Annotated in this window: 13 protein-coding genes; 7 read left to right on the forward strand and 6 right to left on the reverse strand. The window is 69.0% G+C overall.

What is annotated here, in order from left to right:
• Positions 1-100: 100 nt before the first annotated feature.
• Positions 101-1,384 carry a discoidin domain-containing protein gene (locus NR810_RS29430; RefSeq protein WP_257457577.1) on the reverse strand — a complete coding sequence of 428 codons (1,284 nt, stop codon included), beginning with the start codon at positions 1,382-1,384 and terminating at the stop codon, positions 101-103.
• 450 nt (positions 1,385-1,834) lie between these two features.
• On the opposite strand from NR810_RS29430, the gene NR810_RS29435 reads away from it, so the two are divergent.
• A complete protein-coding gene (locus NR810_RS29435) occupies positions 1,835-2,443 on the forward strand; it encodes a hypothetical protein (protein WP_257457579.1) in 609 nt (202 codons plus the stop codon).
• 29 nt (positions 2,444-2,472) lie between these two features.
• Here the strand turns inward: NR810_RS29435 and treZ are convergent, their stop codons facing one another.
• Positions 2,473-4,317 (reverse strand): malto-oligosyltrehalose trehalohydrolase, encoded by a 1,845-nt coding sequence (treZ, locus tag NR810_RS29440; RefSeq protein ID WP_257457580.1) that lies wholly within the window; start codon positions 4,315-4,317, stop codon positions 2,473-2,475.
• A gap of 184 nt (positions 4,318-4,501) precedes the next feature.
• On the opposite strand from treZ, the gene NR810_RS29445 reads away from it, so the two are divergent.
• Entirely contained in the window at positions 4,502-5,641 is a 1,140-nt protein-coding gene (locus tag NR810_RS29445) for an AAA family ATPase (protein ID WP_257457581.1), read from the forward strand.
• Between the two features lie 102 nt (positions 5,642-5,743).
• On the opposite strand, the gene NR810_RS29450 is transcribed toward NR810_RS29445, so the two are convergent.
• Entirely contained in the window at positions 5,744-6,427 is a 684-nt protein-coding gene (locus NR810_RS29450) for a C40 family peptidase (RefSeq protein ID WP_257457582.1), read from the reverse strand.
• A gap of 195 nt (positions 6,428-6,622) precedes the next feature.
• Here NR810_RS29450 and NR810_RS29455 point away from each other — a divergent pair, with 195 nt between their 5' ends.
• The 5 genes from NR810_RS29455 to NR810_RS29475 all read left to right on the forward strand — a co-directional run bounded on the left by NR810_RS29455 (position 6,623) and on the right by NR810_RS29475 (position 10,428).
• Positions 6,623-7,801 carry a HEAT repeat domain-containing protein gene (locus tag NR810_RS29455; RefSeq protein WP_257457583.1) on the forward strand — a complete coding sequence of 393 codons (1,179 nt, stop codon included), beginning with the start codon at positions 6,623-6,625 and terminating at the stop codon, positions 7,799-7,801.
• Positions 7,801-8,808: a HEAT repeat domain-containing protein gene (locus NR810_RS29460; RefSeq protein ID WP_257457584.1), complete on the forward strand. Its 1,008-nt coding sequence runs from the start codon at positions 7,801-7,803 to the stop codon at positions 8,806-8,808. Before NR810_RS29455 ends, NR810_RS29460 begins: the two co-directional genes overlap by 1 nt.
• A 43-nt stretch (positions 8,809-8,851) precedes the next feature.
• Entirely contained in the window at positions 8,852-9,397 is a 546-nt protein-coding gene (locus NR810_RS29465) for a M23 family metallopeptidase (RefSeq protein WP_257457585.1), read from the forward strand.
• Between the two features lie 183 nt (positions 9,398-9,580).
• Positions 9,581-10,036 carry a hypothetical protein gene (locus tag NR810_RS29470; RefSeq protein ID WP_257457586.1) on the forward strand — a complete coding sequence of 152 codons (456 nt, stop codon included), beginning with the start codon at positions 9,581-9,583 and terminating at the stop codon, positions 10,034-10,036.
• An 11-nt stretch (positions 10,037-10,047) separates the two neighbouring features.
• A complete protein-coding gene (locus NR810_RS29475; RefSeq protein WP_257457587.1) occupies positions 10,048-10,428 on the forward strand; it encodes a DUF5335 domain-containing protein in 381 nt (126 codons plus the stop codon).
• An 85-nt stretch (positions 10,429-10,513) separates the two neighbouring features.
• On the opposite strand, the gene NR810_RS29480 is transcribed toward NR810_RS29475, so the two are convergent.
• The 3 genes from NR810_RS29480 to NR810_RS29490 form a co-directional block, all read right to left on the reverse strand.
• On the reverse strand, positions 10,514-11,317 hold the full coding sequence (locus NR810_RS29480; protein WP_257457588.1) for a M57 family metalloprotease: 804 nt from the start codon (positions 11,315-11,317) through the stop codon (positions 10,514-10,516).
• 493 nt (positions 11,318-11,810) lie between these two features.
• The gene (locus NR810_RS29485; RefSeq protein WP_257457589.1) at positions 11,811-12,608 is read right to left on the reverse strand and encodes a M57 family metalloprotease; all 798 of its coding nucleotides are present in this window, start codon (positions 12,606-12,608) and stop codon (positions 11,811-11,813) included.
• 339 nt (positions 12,609-12,947) lie between these two features.
• Complete coding sequence (locus tag NR810_RS29490) at positions 12,948-13,988, reverse strand: Rieske 2Fe-2S domain-containing protein (RefSeq protein WP_257457590.1); 1,041 nt, start codon at positions 13,986-13,988, stop codon at positions 12,948-12,950.
• Position 13,989: the final 1 nt, after the last annotated feature.

Genomic DNA, 13,989 nt, shown 5'->3' on the forward strand with positions numbered 1-13,989 from the left:
GCCGAGCCGCGAGTACCCGGCCAGCACCCGGAAACGAAAGAGGCGCGGGGAGTCACACTCCCCGCGCCCGGTACTTCACCCATCGTGGGTGAGGCCTTCGTTACTCGGTGATTTCACGCACGCTCAACCACTTGAAGTCCACGTCCGAGGCACTGTCCCAGCGGAAGGTGGCCAGGGGGCCGCCCCAGACGATGGGCGCGGCGGCCACGGAGCCACCGCAGTGATCGAGGTCACCGCCGATCTGCCCGTAGTCCATGGTGTCGTAGACCTTCTTCCAGGTCACCTTGTCCGCGTTGTCGTTGAGCCACAGCTCCAGCTTCACCGCGGGCTTCCCGTTGTAGGCGGTGTTCTTCATGATGGACTTGAAGCCCACCCAGCGGCCCTTGAGCGAGGTGGTGGCCGTCTTGTACGCGGTCTGGTCGTAGCTCACGTGCCAGGACTCCTTCTGCCAACGGGCGCGCCCGTCGTAGTGGAGGCTGCCCTTGTACGAGGAGCCCTCGCACGCCAGCGAGTCGGTGTGGCGGCCACCGCGCGCGTACCAGGCGAAGTTGTCGCTCATGTCGCTGGCGGCGTTCACCTTGATGAAGCCGGTCATCTCCACGTTCTTCCAGTCGTTGGCGGCCTGCATGTAGCCGCGGCTCGCCAGCACGTCCGGGTCATACGTGGGGATCTTCTTCGAGTCGTAGCCGGTGGAGGTCTTGGCGTGCATGCGCACCTGGCTGCTCTTCATCTTCCAGGAGCCGTCCGCGTTGCGCGTGATGGTGTCCTGCGGGTCGAAGCGCGAGTCCTGCAGCGCGTTGTCCTTGAGGAACCACGTCTCGCCGCCCGCCTTCGTCGGGTAGATCATCGTGACGCCGAAGACGTCCTTGCCCGTCTCGGGAGTCGGGGTGGGCGTCGGGGTGGGCGCCGGATCGCCGGAGGTGGGCGCGGCGAGCTCGGAGATGCTCGCCCAGTTGTTCATGGTGTTGCCATCGACCGTCACGCGCACGTAGCGGGCGCTCTGCGCGGGGAAGGTGTAACGCTCGGCGGAGGCCGTCGTCCCGGAGGAAGTGCCCGAGAACGCCTGCGTGAAGGTGTTGCCGTCCGACGAGACGGAGATGGTGAAACGGCTGGCCCGCTCGTTGCCCCGGTACCAGGCGATGTCCAGGGCGCTCAGGGACTTCACGGCACCCAGGTCCGCCTGGAGCCACTGACCGCGGCCATCCGCGGACCAACGGGTGGGCAGGCTGCCGTCGATGGCATTGGCCGGCGTGTTGCCGTCATCCGCACTCGCGATGGCGGAGACGAAGCCACCGGCCGCCAGGGCCTGGGACGCGGTGAAGGTGACGAGGGAGACGAGCCCGAAAGCGGCCAGCTGCCGGCGGCGGGAGGGGAGTCGATTCATCACTATGTCGCTTCCTTTGCGGTGAAGGGACCGGTGCGCCGGCAGGACTTCCAGCAGGGCACCCATCCCGAGTGTTGGCCATGGAACACTCGCTCCTCCAATCAATTCCTGAGAATTTCTCAGTAATTACAAGTGGTTGCGAGCATACCCCTCCCTATGGAGTCGCATCGGTCCGATGGACTCCCGGAGTCGGGCCGCCAGCGCGCGACCCGTGTAGGCCCTGCGCTGGCTGCTCGCCTACCGACCTGAGAGGTCGGAGGGGAGGGGGCGGTATAGCAAGTCACTTTCCACGTTCCCAGCCTCGGCCAGACCGGGAACCGGAGCGCTGGCCGCCTGGGGGGGTGCTGGGGTGGGAGGGATGAGGAGGGGTGCGCTTCCTGTCATCGGACCCCGGGTCCAGTTTTCGACAGACCCCCGAACGATTACGGGGGACCACAGGGAGGCAACACCATGGGTTTCAAGAAGAGCTGGGGTCTCGGCGCAGCCGCGGCGGCCGCGCTGCTGGCCTTACCCGCATTCGCCCAGGACGACGTGCGCATCTACGACCCGGACCGGGGAGCGGACCGCGGCATCACCAATGACCTGGGCATCTCCGTGACCGGCGGCTTGAACGCATACACGGGCGACCTGGGAGACAACACGGGCGCGGGCGCGTCCCTCGGCATCCAGGCCGACTCGAGGCCCCTGCCCCTGCTGGGCGTGGAGCTCGGCTACGCGGGCTCGCGCAACCCGTTCGAGAACTTGGACGGCGCGCTGTGGCGGCACAACGTGGGCGCGCTGGCGAAGGTGGGCCCCAAGCTCGGCAGCGAGGGCAACCTGATGCCCTTCGTCGGCGCGGGCTTCGGCGTGAGCGTGCTCAACCCGAGCGGCGACTCGGAGGTCATCTTCGACAATGACTTCGTCACCGAAGTGCCCCTGGCCGCGGGCGTCGACTACCGGTTCGGTGCGATCCGGGCCGGCGCGCGCGCGACCTACAGCTTCCTCGGCGGCGAGAACCTGGGTCTGGCGCAGGACGGCAACAACATCAACGTCGGCCTCAACGTGGGCGGTGCCTTCTAGTCACACCGCCCACGTGGCTCCAGCGGGGCTCAGCCCGTGATGCGCACCACCACGGCCGAGGGCCCCTCGAGCCGGACGACCCCGCTTCGCAGCGGCTCCTCGCGCGAGGTGCCGCCGAAGCGGGGCGCTTCGCTCCACAACACCAGCCGGGCGCCAGCGGGCAGCCGGTGCTCCAGCGTGCCGCGCACGTTGACGAGCACCTGCAGCGAGCCCTCGGGACCCCGGCGCTCCAGCACCAGCGCGTGCTCACCCAGGGGCCGTGCGTCGTACTGGCCCCGGCGGTTGTGCCTCAGGGCCGGATCCGTGGCGCGCAGGTGCAGCAGCTCGCGGTAGAGGGCGAGCACCCCGGCGTGCTCCGGCCGCTCGGCCTCGCTCCAGTCGAGCCTCGAGCGCGCGAAGGTCTCCACGGCCTGCGGGTCCGGCACCTCCTCACCGGCGAAGCGCGCGAAGCCGGCGAACTCCTTGCGCCGCCCCTCCGTCACCAGCTTGCCCAGCTCGGCGTTGTGGTCCGTGAAGTAGAGGAAGGGCGTGCTCGCGTTCCACTCCTGCCCCATGAAGAGCAACGGCGTGTAGGGCGAGAGCAGCAGCAGCGTGCTCATGGCGCGGAAGGCCGCCGGGGACACGTCCGCCCCCAGCCGTTCGCCATGCGCCCGATTGCCCACCTGGTCGTGGTTCTGGATGCAGTGCACCAGGCGCCAGGGCTCGGTGCCCTCCACCGGCGTGCCCCGGGCACGGCCATGCACCTGGGAAGTCTGCCCCTCGTAGAACCACCCCTGCCGCAGCGTGCGCGCGAGGTCCTCCGCGCTGCCGGTGTAGTCCCGGTAGTAGCCCTCGCTGTCGCCCGCGAAGGCGCGGCGCATCTGGTGGTGGAAGTCATCCGCCCAGACGCCGTCCAGCCCGTAGCCGCCCTGGGCGGGCGGACGCACCAGGCGCGTGTCGTTGCGCTCGTCCTCGGCGATGACCACCACGCGCCGTCCGGGGGCCGAGGCCCTCGCGCGCTCGGCGATCTCCGTGAGGAGGTGGGACCTGCCGTCATCGATGATGGCGTGGGCCGCGTCCAGCCGCAGCCCGTCCGCGTGGTAGTCGCGGATCCACATCTCCACGTTGGAGAGCACCAGCGAGCGCACCACCTCGGCGCCCTCGCCGTCGTAGTTGACGGCCTCGCCCCACGGGGTGTGATGGCGCCCGGTGAAGTAGTAGGGCGAGTAGCAGCGCAGGTAGTTCCCGTCCGGCCCGTAGTGGTTGTAGACGGCGTCGATGAGCACCGCGAGCCCCTCGGCGTGGGCCGCGTCGATGAGACGCCGCAGGCCCTGGGGGCCGCCGTACTCCGCCTGGGGCGCGAAGAGGTCCACCCCGTCGTAGCCCCAGTTGCGCGAGCCCGGGAAGCTGGCCAGCGGCATCAGCTCCAGCGTGGTGATGCCCAGCGCCTTGAGCGAGCGCAGGCGGGGGATGAGGGCCTCGAAGGTGCCCTCGGGCGTGGCGGTGCCCACGTGCACCTCATAGATGACCTGGGCCTCCGGGTCCGGCCCCTTCCACGCGGCGTCCGTCCAGGCGAAGTCCGGCACCACCACCTCGGAGGGGCCGTGCACACCGTCCGGTTGTGAACGGCTCCACGGGTCCGGAAAGGGACCCTCGCCATCCACCCGCAGCTTGTAGCGCACGCCCGCGCCCTCGCCCGGAAGTGTCGTGGAGAAGAAACCGTGGCCCTCGTCGGCCATGGGCAGCGAGGAGCCTGGCTGCCCGTCCCGGCCGAACAGCACCACCTCGACCTTGTGATGTCCGGGGGCCCAGACGCGCCACCGGACACCCGTACCCGGTTCCACCCATGCGCCCAGGCGATGAGTCCGCCCCCGCGTGTCCTCTGCTCGTTCCATGTCCACCTACTTATCCACCCTGACGCCACGAGGAACGTGTCCTCCGAGCCCATGAGGCAGGGAGATGTTCACTGGTGGCCCTGTTGCACGGTGTTCGCCCCCTCCGAGAGCGGCCGGGCAACGGGAGTGTCTCCAGGCAACGCTTGTCCGGTGCCGTCGCTGCCGGAAAGATGCCGCCCACTTCATGAGCCCACGTCCCGACCATCTGCAGGCACTCCCCTTCGAGCATGGCCAGTCCGTTCGCGAGCGCGTCGCCGCGCTGGAGGTGCTCTCCCCACGGGAGATCGACGAGCGCCTCTCCGGGCTCGGCTACCGTGGCCAGAAGGAGGCCCGGCGCGCGGCGTCGGTGCTGGCCTACCGCCACCTGCAGCGGCTGCGGCGCATCCACCTGGAGGGCATCGCCCCCGAGCCCGGCACTCGCGAGAACTGTCTGTTCCTGGGCCCCACCGGCAGTGGGAAGACGTTCCTGGTGGAGCTGCTCTTCCGGGAGATCCTCGGGGTGCCCACGCTCATCGTGGACGCCACGCAGTTCTCCGAGACGGGGTACGTGGGAGACGACGTGACCACGATGCTCTCGCGCCTCTACGAGTCAGCGGGCGGGGACGCGGCGTGGGCGGCCTGTGGGGCCATCTGCATGGACGAGTTCGACAAGCTCGCCACCAGCCGCTCCGATGCCCGCTTCGCCGGGCAGCAGACCACCAAGGACGTGAGTGGCTTCGGCGTGCAGCGCGGCCTGCTCAACCTGCTGAGCGCGCCGAGGGCGGACTTCCCGCCGGACTTCGGCTTCACCAGCCGCACGCCGCCCATGCCCATGGAGCTGTCGGCGCTCACCTTCATCGCCTGCGGGGCCTTCAGCGGGCTGAAGGGCACGGCCGAGGAGCTGGGGACGAAGGAGCGCATGGGCTTCGGGCGTGAGGTGCGCAAGCGCGAGCCGGTCATCGCGGAGGCGGTGACGGAGGATCAGCTCGAACAGACGACGGCGTTCGCGCGCTACGGCTTCATCCCGGAGCTGATCGGCCGCTTCAGCCGGATCGTCTCCTTCGCGCCGCTGGACGCGACGACGCTGGGCAGCATCCTCGAGGACAACGTGCTGCGCGCCTACGAGCGCGAGTTCGCCCACGAGGGCCTGACGTTGGTGGTGGAGCCCGCGGTGCGCGAGTGGGTGGTGGCGCGGGCGCTCAAGCGGGAGACGGGGGCACGCGGCCTGCGTGCCGCCCTGGTGCCGCAGCTGGAGCGCGCCGCGTACGACCACTTCGGCGAGCCCCAGGTGTCCACCGTGCGCCTGGTGCTGGACGGCGATCAGGTCGTCACCGTCGCCGGGTGAGAAAAGAAAACGCGATGCCGGTACGAGCCTCCGGCACCGCGCGTCCATCCAGGTCCCGGAGAGCCGTCTCTCGAGCGTCCCCCCGTCCTCGTGCGGCTCCGCTCAGCCGCGGTACTGGTGGATGGACATGATGGGGTAGTTCATCGAGGAGATGGAGATCCTCTGCGAGCCATCCGGGTTCACGTTGTTGGACCCGATGAACTGGGGCTTGCCGTCCTTCATGCCGGCGAACATCACCACGTGGTGGCCGCCGTTGGTCTTCAGGCACACCACGTCACCCGGCTTCGCCTCGGACAGCGACACGCGCTTGAAGTTCGGGTCCTTGTCCAGGTTGGCCTGCAGGCCCACCACCGCGTTGTGGTGCTGGCCGTTGGTGATCTGCCCCGCCTGCTCCAGGCACGCGGACACGAAGTTGGCGCAGTTCACGTTGTTGGGGACCCAGTCCTCCATGTCCGAGCCCACGCCGCCCTTCTCCAGCTTGAGGTTGCCGGCGTTCTTGCCCAGGTGCGACATCGCGATGTCGAAGGGGCTGCCCTTGGGACCCTGCGAGGCCGGGCCCACGGAGCCGGGACCCTGGGTGCCCGGCGTCGACGGGCTGCCGCTGTTGCCCCGCGAGGGGCCGGGCTCGAAGCTGTCACGCGAGCCGGGGATGTTCAGCGACTTGCCCGCGTAGATCAGGTTCGCGTCCTTGATCTGCGGGTTGGCCTTCATCAGCGCGCTCACCGTCGTGTTGTGGCTCCTGGCGATCGCGGACAGCGTGTCTCCGGACTTGATGCGGTAGCTCATGGCCGCTCCTGGGCGGAAGATTCGGAAGTAACAAACTCGAAGAAATTGTCGGGCCCGGGGGTGGAGAAGTTGCTTCCTCCCTGCATCGAATCCGCCTCCGCCCCCCACTTTACTCTCAGTCTCCAAGAAAAGACGACGCATTAATCTTGAGTAGCAATATTTCCTCGTGATACCTGGAAAACCAGGGTCACGACCATGCAACGTCCATCCAAGAAGGCCGCCGTCACGATCGGCGCCCTGCTGCTCATCATCCTCGGGGCGGCGCTGCTCTCGCGCCGCTCGGACTCCAGCGGGGGGGAATCCCCGGAGACCTTGGCCAACACGGCCTCCCCGTCCGGGAGCGCCCGGGCCGCCGCCGCACCGACCCGGCCCGGAGGCCCGGACCAGCCCCAGGAGCGCCGTCCCAAGGAGGACGTGCTGCCCATGCCGGGGTGCTGGGAGGGCGTGGGCGAGTTCGACGAGAACGCCTCGCTCGACAACTTCCGCCAGGCCCTGGCCGCGGCGGTGGGCGCGGGAGATCGCGAGCTCGCGCAGTACCTCCAGGAGCGGCTCACGGAGCTGGTGGGGGATGACGCGGGCAAGGCGCTCCAGGTGCTCGACTGGGCGGAGAAGTCCCACCAGCCGGAGCTGGGCGTCTACATGGAGGCGCTGAAGGCCACGGGCGCCGTGCAGGACCCGAAGGTGGCCGAGCGCCTGCTGAAGATGGGCGAGGACAAGGGCTCGCAGCTGGTGAACCGGGCCGCGGCCATGGACGCGCTGGAGACGCAGAAGCGCCTGTCACCGGCCAACATCCAGCGGTTGAAGGCCGTCGCGATGGACCTGTCGGCGGACTCGGCGGGCTGGGTGGCCACGCGCACCCTCGGCCGGGTGATGAAGGAGGACTTCGAGCGCACCGGCAACTTCGCTCCCTATTGGAAGGAGCTGCTCGACATCGGCGAGAAGTCCGAGGACATGGCCGTGCGCCTGCTGGCGCTGGAGATGCCCTCGTACTCGAACCCCGTCATCGGCGGCGACTCGATGGAGCGGCTCACGCAGATCCTGCGCACGGACCGTGAGCGCGACGTGCGTGAGATGGCCGCCTTCCGGCTCGCCGTGACGCAGGAGCCGGACAAGGCGCTGGAGGCCTACCGCGCCGCCTTCCCCGCCGAGCAGGACGAGTGCGTGCGCTGGGCCATCTTCCGCTTCGCCGTGCGCGCCGCGGGTGCCCGGGCGCTGCCGCTGCTCGCGCAGATGGCCGCGCAGGACCCGCGCTTCCTCCAGGACTACCAGGACTTCCAGCGGCTCTACGCCGAGGGCGCGGTGGACTTCGCCCGCGTCTGGATGGGCAAGGAAGAGCGCCACCAATGCATCATGGAAGAAGGAGCGCCGCACTGATGACTCGCATGTCTCATGGACACCGCTCCACCGGCTGGCGCGTGGCGCTGCTCGCCGCCGCGGCCTGGCTGCTGCCCGCCGGCGCCTCCGCCGCCGGCACCGACAAGACGCCCCTGCGCCAGGTGACGTGCTCGTTCACCGGCATGGTGGACGAGCTGCGCGCGGCGCTGAAGTCCGGCTCGCCCGCCTACCGCAAGTACGTGAAGGAGCGGCTGAAGGTGGCCGCCCGGGCCATGCCCGCCGACGAGCTGCTCGCCGTCATCCAGCAGGAGAGGGATGCCGACACGCTGGAGGCCCTGGGCGCGGCCCTGGCCGGCAAGGCCAGCTTCAGCGAGGACGCCACGCTCCTCCAGCCGCTGCTCGCGCGCGCGGCGGGGGATGCCGATCCGGGCCTGCGCGCCGCGGCGGTGCGAGGGCTGCGCGGCACCGGCTCGGTGGACGCGATGGCGAAGAACGGCGGCGTGGTGACGTACGAGCAGCTCATCCGCGACAGCGCGCCCGAGGTGCGCCAGGCGGTGGTGGAGAACCTCGTCCACGAGAGCGCGAAGGTGTACTTCGGCCACGACCGCACCGTGTCCGAGACGGCCGTCAACACGGCGCTGGCCGCGAAGGACCCCGAGGTGGCCGCGAAGCTGCTGTCCGAGGTCTCCATGGAGCAGGTGGGCCACGGCACGGTGGAGCAGCTCCGCCAGCAGCTGCGCTCGGACAACGCGAGCCTGCGCGGGGCGGCGGCGACGGCGCTCGGCGGCGTGCCCGGGGCGGAGTCCGCGAGCGTGCGCGACTCGCTCGTCGAGCTCTACCGCACGGACAAGGACCCGGCGGTGCGCAAGGCGGCGCTCCAGGGAATCGTCCGGCTGGGCATGGGCGGCGCGCTGTCCACGCTCGAGTCGCTGCGGGGCGTGGCGCCCGCGATGGATCCGGAGATCGACGCCTGGCGGACCGCGCTCGGGATGAACCTCCAGGAGTGGGAGCTGCTGCTCCGGGAGAAGGAGCGTCTGCGCAAGTAACGGGGGGAACGCAGTTCCGCAGTGCAACCTCAGAGGAGGCAGTATGAACGTGAAGAAGATGCTGTACGCCGCCGTGGCCCTCACGGCCGGCTGGGCGGGCGTGGCCGTCTCCGCCACCGCGAAGGGTCCCATCTGCGAGACCACCGCGAACGTGAACTCGACCACGTACTACAACTGCTCGGGCAGCAGCCACACCGCGCTCGACATGGGCAACGCGTCCTGCGGTGAGTGGAACCACCGCGCCATGCTCTCCGGCAGCTACTACTACCGGTACTACGGCGGCTGTGCGGCGGCCTGCTACGGCTCGACCTGCAACGGCGGCGCGGGCAACTACTACGTCGTCACCGGCTCCAACGGCTGGGAGCACCGCCAGCTTCACATCTACGCCAACGTCAGCTCCGGCTCGAAGACGTGCGACGGCTGCGCGCTGGGCCTCGTGGGCGGCACCGGCAGCGCCACCGGCCCGCACGTGCACGCGGACAACCGTCAGTACGGCACCCGCAAGTCGGCCTGGTACACCAGCAAGGGCACCACCTGCGGCTCCAGCGCCTACTGCGGCAACGTGGTCGGCTACCCCACGCTTCAGTAGTAGTCCCCCTGCCCCGCTCCTCCACCTCGCGGAGCGGGGCAGCTCCTCCCGGCCGGTGGCCCGCCCGCTCGCCCCACGGGCAGGAGACCCGAGGCCCCATGCCCATTCGCTTGTGACCGCTCGCTCCGGCTCCCCACCTTGTCCCAAGGGAACCGTTGAACGCGGCGGAAGGAAGGGATGGGCATGCACAAGTGGACATGGAGCCTGACGGCGGTGGCCCTGCTCGGCCTCGCTTCCGGCTGCAACAAGGGGAACAACGAGAACGCGAATGACCGGGGCGTGGTCGCGACGGAGCGCGGCCGCATGGGCGAGGAAGCCCCGGTGGAGAACGAGAGCGTCACCGAGCAGAAGCCCGAGGTCATCGGCGGCGAGGACCTGGCGGACCAGGAAATCTACGGCACGGTGACGGGAATGGGCGCCCAGAGCATCACGGTGCGCGACAACAGCGGGAGCACCACGATGACGCTCGCGCTGCAGGAGGACACCCGCTTCCTCAGCCAGGGCCAGCCGGCGCAACGCACCCAGCTGCGCGAGGGCGTGCAGGTGCGTGCCTCCTATGACGAGCTGGGGGGCAAGTACGAGGCCACCACGGTGGAGCTCTTCCCCAAGGCGGCGAAGCCCCAGACCCCGGAGAAGTGAGAGGTGTTCCCATGCAGCATCACACGCGAGAGATTCCCCGCGAGGTGTGGTCCGACTACCTCACCCTGCTGAGCAGCATCGAGCGGGACCACCAGGTCCGTGTCGAGGCAGGGAGTCCGGACCTGGGCGAGCAGACGGTGGCCGCGAGCCTGCCGCTGGTGGACATCTCCGTCGAGGAGAAGGGCAGCGACGAGGGGGCCATCGAGGTGACGGTGGGACGGCCCGGCGAGGAGATCACCCACCGCATCCTGCACCCGGAGCACGTCTGGGCCGAGGAGAGCGACAGCGGAGACATCGAGTGCCTGGACATCGAGGACTCGGACCACGTGAAGACGCTCATCTACTTCGAGCCGCGGCTGGGGCTCGAGGAGGGCCTGTCCCAGCAGGTGTAGCCGGAAACGGCGAGGCCGGAGACGCCCCACCCCCCAAGAGGTGGTGCATCCCCGGCCCCTGTGTCAGCTCAGACGAGCGGACGGATTACGGGTACAGCGCGCGGGCGCCGGTCTTGTCCAGGCTGGTCAGCACGAGGTCGCCCGTCTGGGTGCCGTTGCACTGGGGGTAGTGCATGACGGAGGCGCGGTCGTAGGTGCTGGTCAGCGCGCGCCACTGGTTGTCCTCGTAGCAGCCGGAGGAGGTGGAGCGGGTGTGCTCGTGGCGGAAGCCGAGCGTGTGGCCCAGCTCGTGGCGCAGCACGCCCGTCAGGGTCCAGGAGCCCGAGCTGCCGAAGGCGCTGGTGTCGATGAGGACGTTGCGGGCCGAGCGGCTGGAGTTCGGGAAGAACGCGCGCGCCACGTAGCCGGCGCCGCTCACCTGGCGCACGTCGAACACCACCGCCGACTGGGACGCGGTGCAGTTGGAGTCGTAGCTGCTGCTGTGCACGAAGTTGACGTTGGCGGTGGCCTCCCAGGCCGCGGTCGCGCTGTTCATCGCGCTCACCACGGTGTTGTAGCGCGAGCCGAACGAGGAGGAGCTCACGCAGTAGGTGATGTTGCGGGCCGCGGTGGCGCTCCACTTGATGTCGCGGCCGCTCACGTAATACACGGCCAGCCCGCCCTCGGCGGTACCTACGTCGCCGTTGGCAACGAAGTTGTCATAGTACTCGCGCAGACCCTGCACGCCCTCGACGGCCTCGTCGCCGTTGACGACGTAGACGTCGCCCTCGTCCTTGATGGCCTGGGCCTGGAACTCCTCGAACGTCGGGATCTGCTGCTCGGCGGCCTCGGGGCCACCGCAACCAACAAGAGCCACACCAGCCAGCAACGCCATCGAAAGCTTGCGCATGGGGGATTCCTTTTCGGGAACTTCAGGGGGTTGGCACGGCCGCCTGGGTTTCCCCAGCCGCGGTCGCGCGCCGCCTCCCATGAGCAACCGCCGGGCCAACCGTCCACGCTTCGGGAAATCGCGGACTTGGCGAGGATGGCGCGGGGAGTCGTGGAGTATTGGGAGTCCAGGTATTCCTGGGTTCCCTGTAAAGGACCCTGACTTTTCGCGCGAAATCCCTCGTGGTGCCGGGCGTTTATCCGCTTCCCGTCATCACTGTCCGACTCTCGGACGAGGTGTCGCCGTATCAGACAGCGGGCACACGTCTCCTGATGGAGGACCTCTCCAACAAGGAAACGGCCACGGACTCGGTCCAAATACAGCCACGGCGGCAAGTACAACCACAACAGCGGGCACCGCATTCATTGAAGGGCCAAGGAAGCGCCCTCCCGAGGACGGGAGGGTGGGCTTCCCTGGCCCGGACATCACCTACGAGGCCCAGGGGGCCTGGGGACTACGGGTACAGCGCGCGGGCGCCGGACTTGTCGAGGCTGGTCAGCACGAGGTCGCCCGTCTGGGTGCCCCTGCACTGCGGGTAGTGCATGACGGAGGACGAGTCGTAGCTGGTCAGCGCGCGCCAGTTGGCGTCCTCGTAGCAGCCGGTGCTGCTCAGCCGGGTGTGCTCGTGGCGGAAGCCGAGGGTGTGGCCCAGCTCGTGGCGCAGCACGCCGGTCAGCGTCCAGACGCCCATGTTGCCGAAGGCGCTGCTGTCGATGAGGACGTTGCGGGCCGAGCGGCTGGAGTTCGGGAAGAACGCGCGCGCGGTGTAACCGGCGCCGGTCACCTGGCGCACGTCGAACACCACCGCCGTCTGGGACGCGGTGCAGTTGGAGTCGTAGGCGCTGCTGTGCACGAAGTTGACGTTGGCGGTGGCCTCCCAGGCCGCGGCCGCGTTGTTCATCGCGCTCACGACGGTGCTGTAGCGCGAACCGAAGGAGGAGGAGCTCACGCAGTAGGTGAGGTTGCGAGCCGCGGTGGAGCTCCACTTGATGTCACCGCCGATGTAGTACACGGCCAGCTCGCCATTGGCGGTGCCCACTTCGCCGTTGGCCACGTAGTTGTCGTAGTACGCGCGCAGCCCCTGGACGCCCTCGACGGCCTCGTCGCCGTTGACGACGTAGACGTCGCCCTCGTCCTTGATGGCCGAGGCCTGGAACTCCTCGAACGTGGGGATCTTCTGCTCGGCGACCTCGGGACCACCGCAACCAACGAGGGCCACACCAGCCAGCAACGCCATCGAAAGCTTGCGCATCGGGATTCCTTTTTCGGGGACTGCAGGGGGGGATAAGGAGCGCGCTCGCCCGGGACTCCCCGGCCACGACCGCGTTCTCATTCCCTGAGCAACCCCCGAGCCAGGAATACGGCTCCTTGGAATTTCCAGGACTTGGCTGGATTCGCCTGGATTCCAGTGGAGCATCCGCGCTCCAACCGGGGCGCCAGGGATGCCAAATCCCTTTACACTCCACTCTCCAAGATTCTGAGATTTCCAGAACCTGAGAACAAGACGGTACACCTGTCCTGGAATCGAACACCTGCTGTCGCCTGGGCGGCCACACGCCCGGTCACGCCGCGGCGCGGCGGAGAGAGAGGATCAGCCGTGGGCGGCCTCGGGCCCCTGGGCGGGCTCGGACGAGGTGCTGGCGTCGGCCTGGGCGAAGTAGATGCGCTCGAGCAGCTTGCGGTGGTGGATGAGGGGCTTGTCGTACTTGCCCAGCCGCATGCCCTTCATGCTGTAGGGGGTGTGGGCCACCAGGGGGATGAAGCGGGCGTCGTCGCGGACCTCGAACCAGCTCAGTAGGAGGGCGGCGCGACGCATCAGCGGCATGAGCGGGCGCAGGCGCTCGTCGTGGAGCTGGACGAAGGAGAAGAAGTGCAGGCGCGTGGTGCTCGCCGTCTCCGGCACGAAGAAGATGACGGCGCGGTTGACGAAGGGGCGCTGCTGGCCGGTGGGGCTCGTCCAGGTGATGGTGTAGTCGGTGCGCACGGGGTCGAAGCGCGTCACCCAGTGGTTGTGGAAGATGTCACCGTTGCGCAGCAGCAACAGGGGAATCAGGTACGAGGGCCGCTGGGGCGCGCTGTAGCGCACCTCGGTGCGGTCATCGAAGTTGTGGGCCTCGTACTCGATGTCCTTCGTCTGGGCGCGGCTCCACCCGAGGCGGGTGTGGACGAAGGGGGTGTGCTCGTCCTCGCTGAAGTTGTCGAGGGCCACGTGTAGCGGCGCGCGGAAGAGCATGGAGAAGGTGCCGTTGAAGTCGTAGCCCTGGGGAACGAAGTCGGGGAAGGCGGAGGGGGGCGCGTCCCGGGCGGCGAGCCACAGGGAGTCGAAGCGCTCGACGAGCTGGAAGGAGCGCGCGTCGCACTTCTTGAGGTCGGGCTGGCTGGGGCTGCGGCCGTGGCCGTCGGCGTCGAAGAGCCAGCCGTGGTAGGGGCACTCGAGGCGGCCCTCGGGGGTGACACGGCCGGCGGACAGCGGGGCCAGACGGTGGGGGCAGGCATCGGCGAGCGCGGCGGGGCGGCCCTGGGCATCGCGGAAGAGGACGTAGGCGCGGCCGGCGAGCTCCACGCGCACCGGCTTCTCCTTGAGCTTCCGGGAGGGCAGAACGGGGTGGAAGAAGCGGGTGACGTCGGGCATG

It is taken from the genome of Archangium lipolyticum, from assembly GCF_024623785.1.
GTDB classification, from domain to species: domain Bacteria; phylum Myxococcota; class Myxococcia; order Myxococcales; family Myxococcaceae; genus Archangium; species Archangium lipolyticum.

Bases quoted from the DNA above. Each gene is read 5' to 3' on its own strand.
- NR810_RS29480 (WP_257457588.1), bottom strand. From the start codon at position 11,317: ATGCGCAAGCTTTCGATGGCGTTGCTGGCTGGTGTGGCTCTTGTTGGT.
- NR810_RS29450 (WP_257457582.1), bottom strand. From the start codon at position 6,427: ATGAGCTACCGCATCAAGTCCGGAGACACGCTGTCCGCGATCGCCAGG.
- NR810_RS29485 (WP_257457589.1), bottom strand. From the start codon at position 12,608: ATGCGCAAGCTTTCGATGGCGTTGCTGGCTGGTGTGGCCCTCGTTGGT.
- NR810_RS29475 (WP_257457587.1), top strand. From the start codon at position 10,048: ATGCAGCATCACACGCGAGAGATTCCCCGCGAGGTGTGGTCCGACTAC.
- NR810_RS29445 (WP_257457581.1), top strand. From the start codon at position 4,502: ATGAGCCCACGTCCCGACCATCTGCAGGCACTCCCCTTCGAGCATGGC.
- NR810_RS29455 (WP_257457583.1), top strand. From the start codon at position 6,623: ATGCAACGTCCATCCAAGAAGGCCGCCGTCACGATCGGCGCCCTGCTG.
- NR810_RS29430 (WP_257457577.1), bottom strand. From the start codon at position 1,384: ATGAATCGACTCCCCTCCCGCCGCCGGCAGCTGGCCGCTTTCGGGCTC.
- NR810_RS29490 (WP_257457590.1), bottom strand. From the start codon at position 13,988: ATGCCCGACGTCACCCGCTTCTTCCACCCCGTTCTGCCCTCCCGGAAG.
- NR810_RS29465 (WP_257457585.1), top strand. From the start codon at position 8,852: ATGAACGTGAAGAAGATGCTGTACGCCGCCGTGGCCCTCACGGCCGGC.
- NR810_RS29470 (WP_257457586.1), top strand. From the start codon at position 9,581: ATGCACAAGTGGACATGGAGCCTGACGGCGGTGGCCCTGCTCGGCCTC.
- NR810_RS29460 (WP_257457584.1), top strand. From the start codon at position 7,801: ATGACTCGCATGTCTCATGGACACCGCTCCACCGGCTGGCGCGTGGCG.
- NR810_RS29435 (WP_257457579.1), top strand. From the start codon at position 1,835: ATGGGTTTCAAGAAGAGCTGGGGTCTCGGCGCAGCCGCGGCGGCCGCG.
- treZ (WP_257457580.1), bottom strand. From the start codon at position 4,317: ATGGAACGAGCAGAGGACACGCGGGGGCGGACTCATCGCCTGGGCGCA.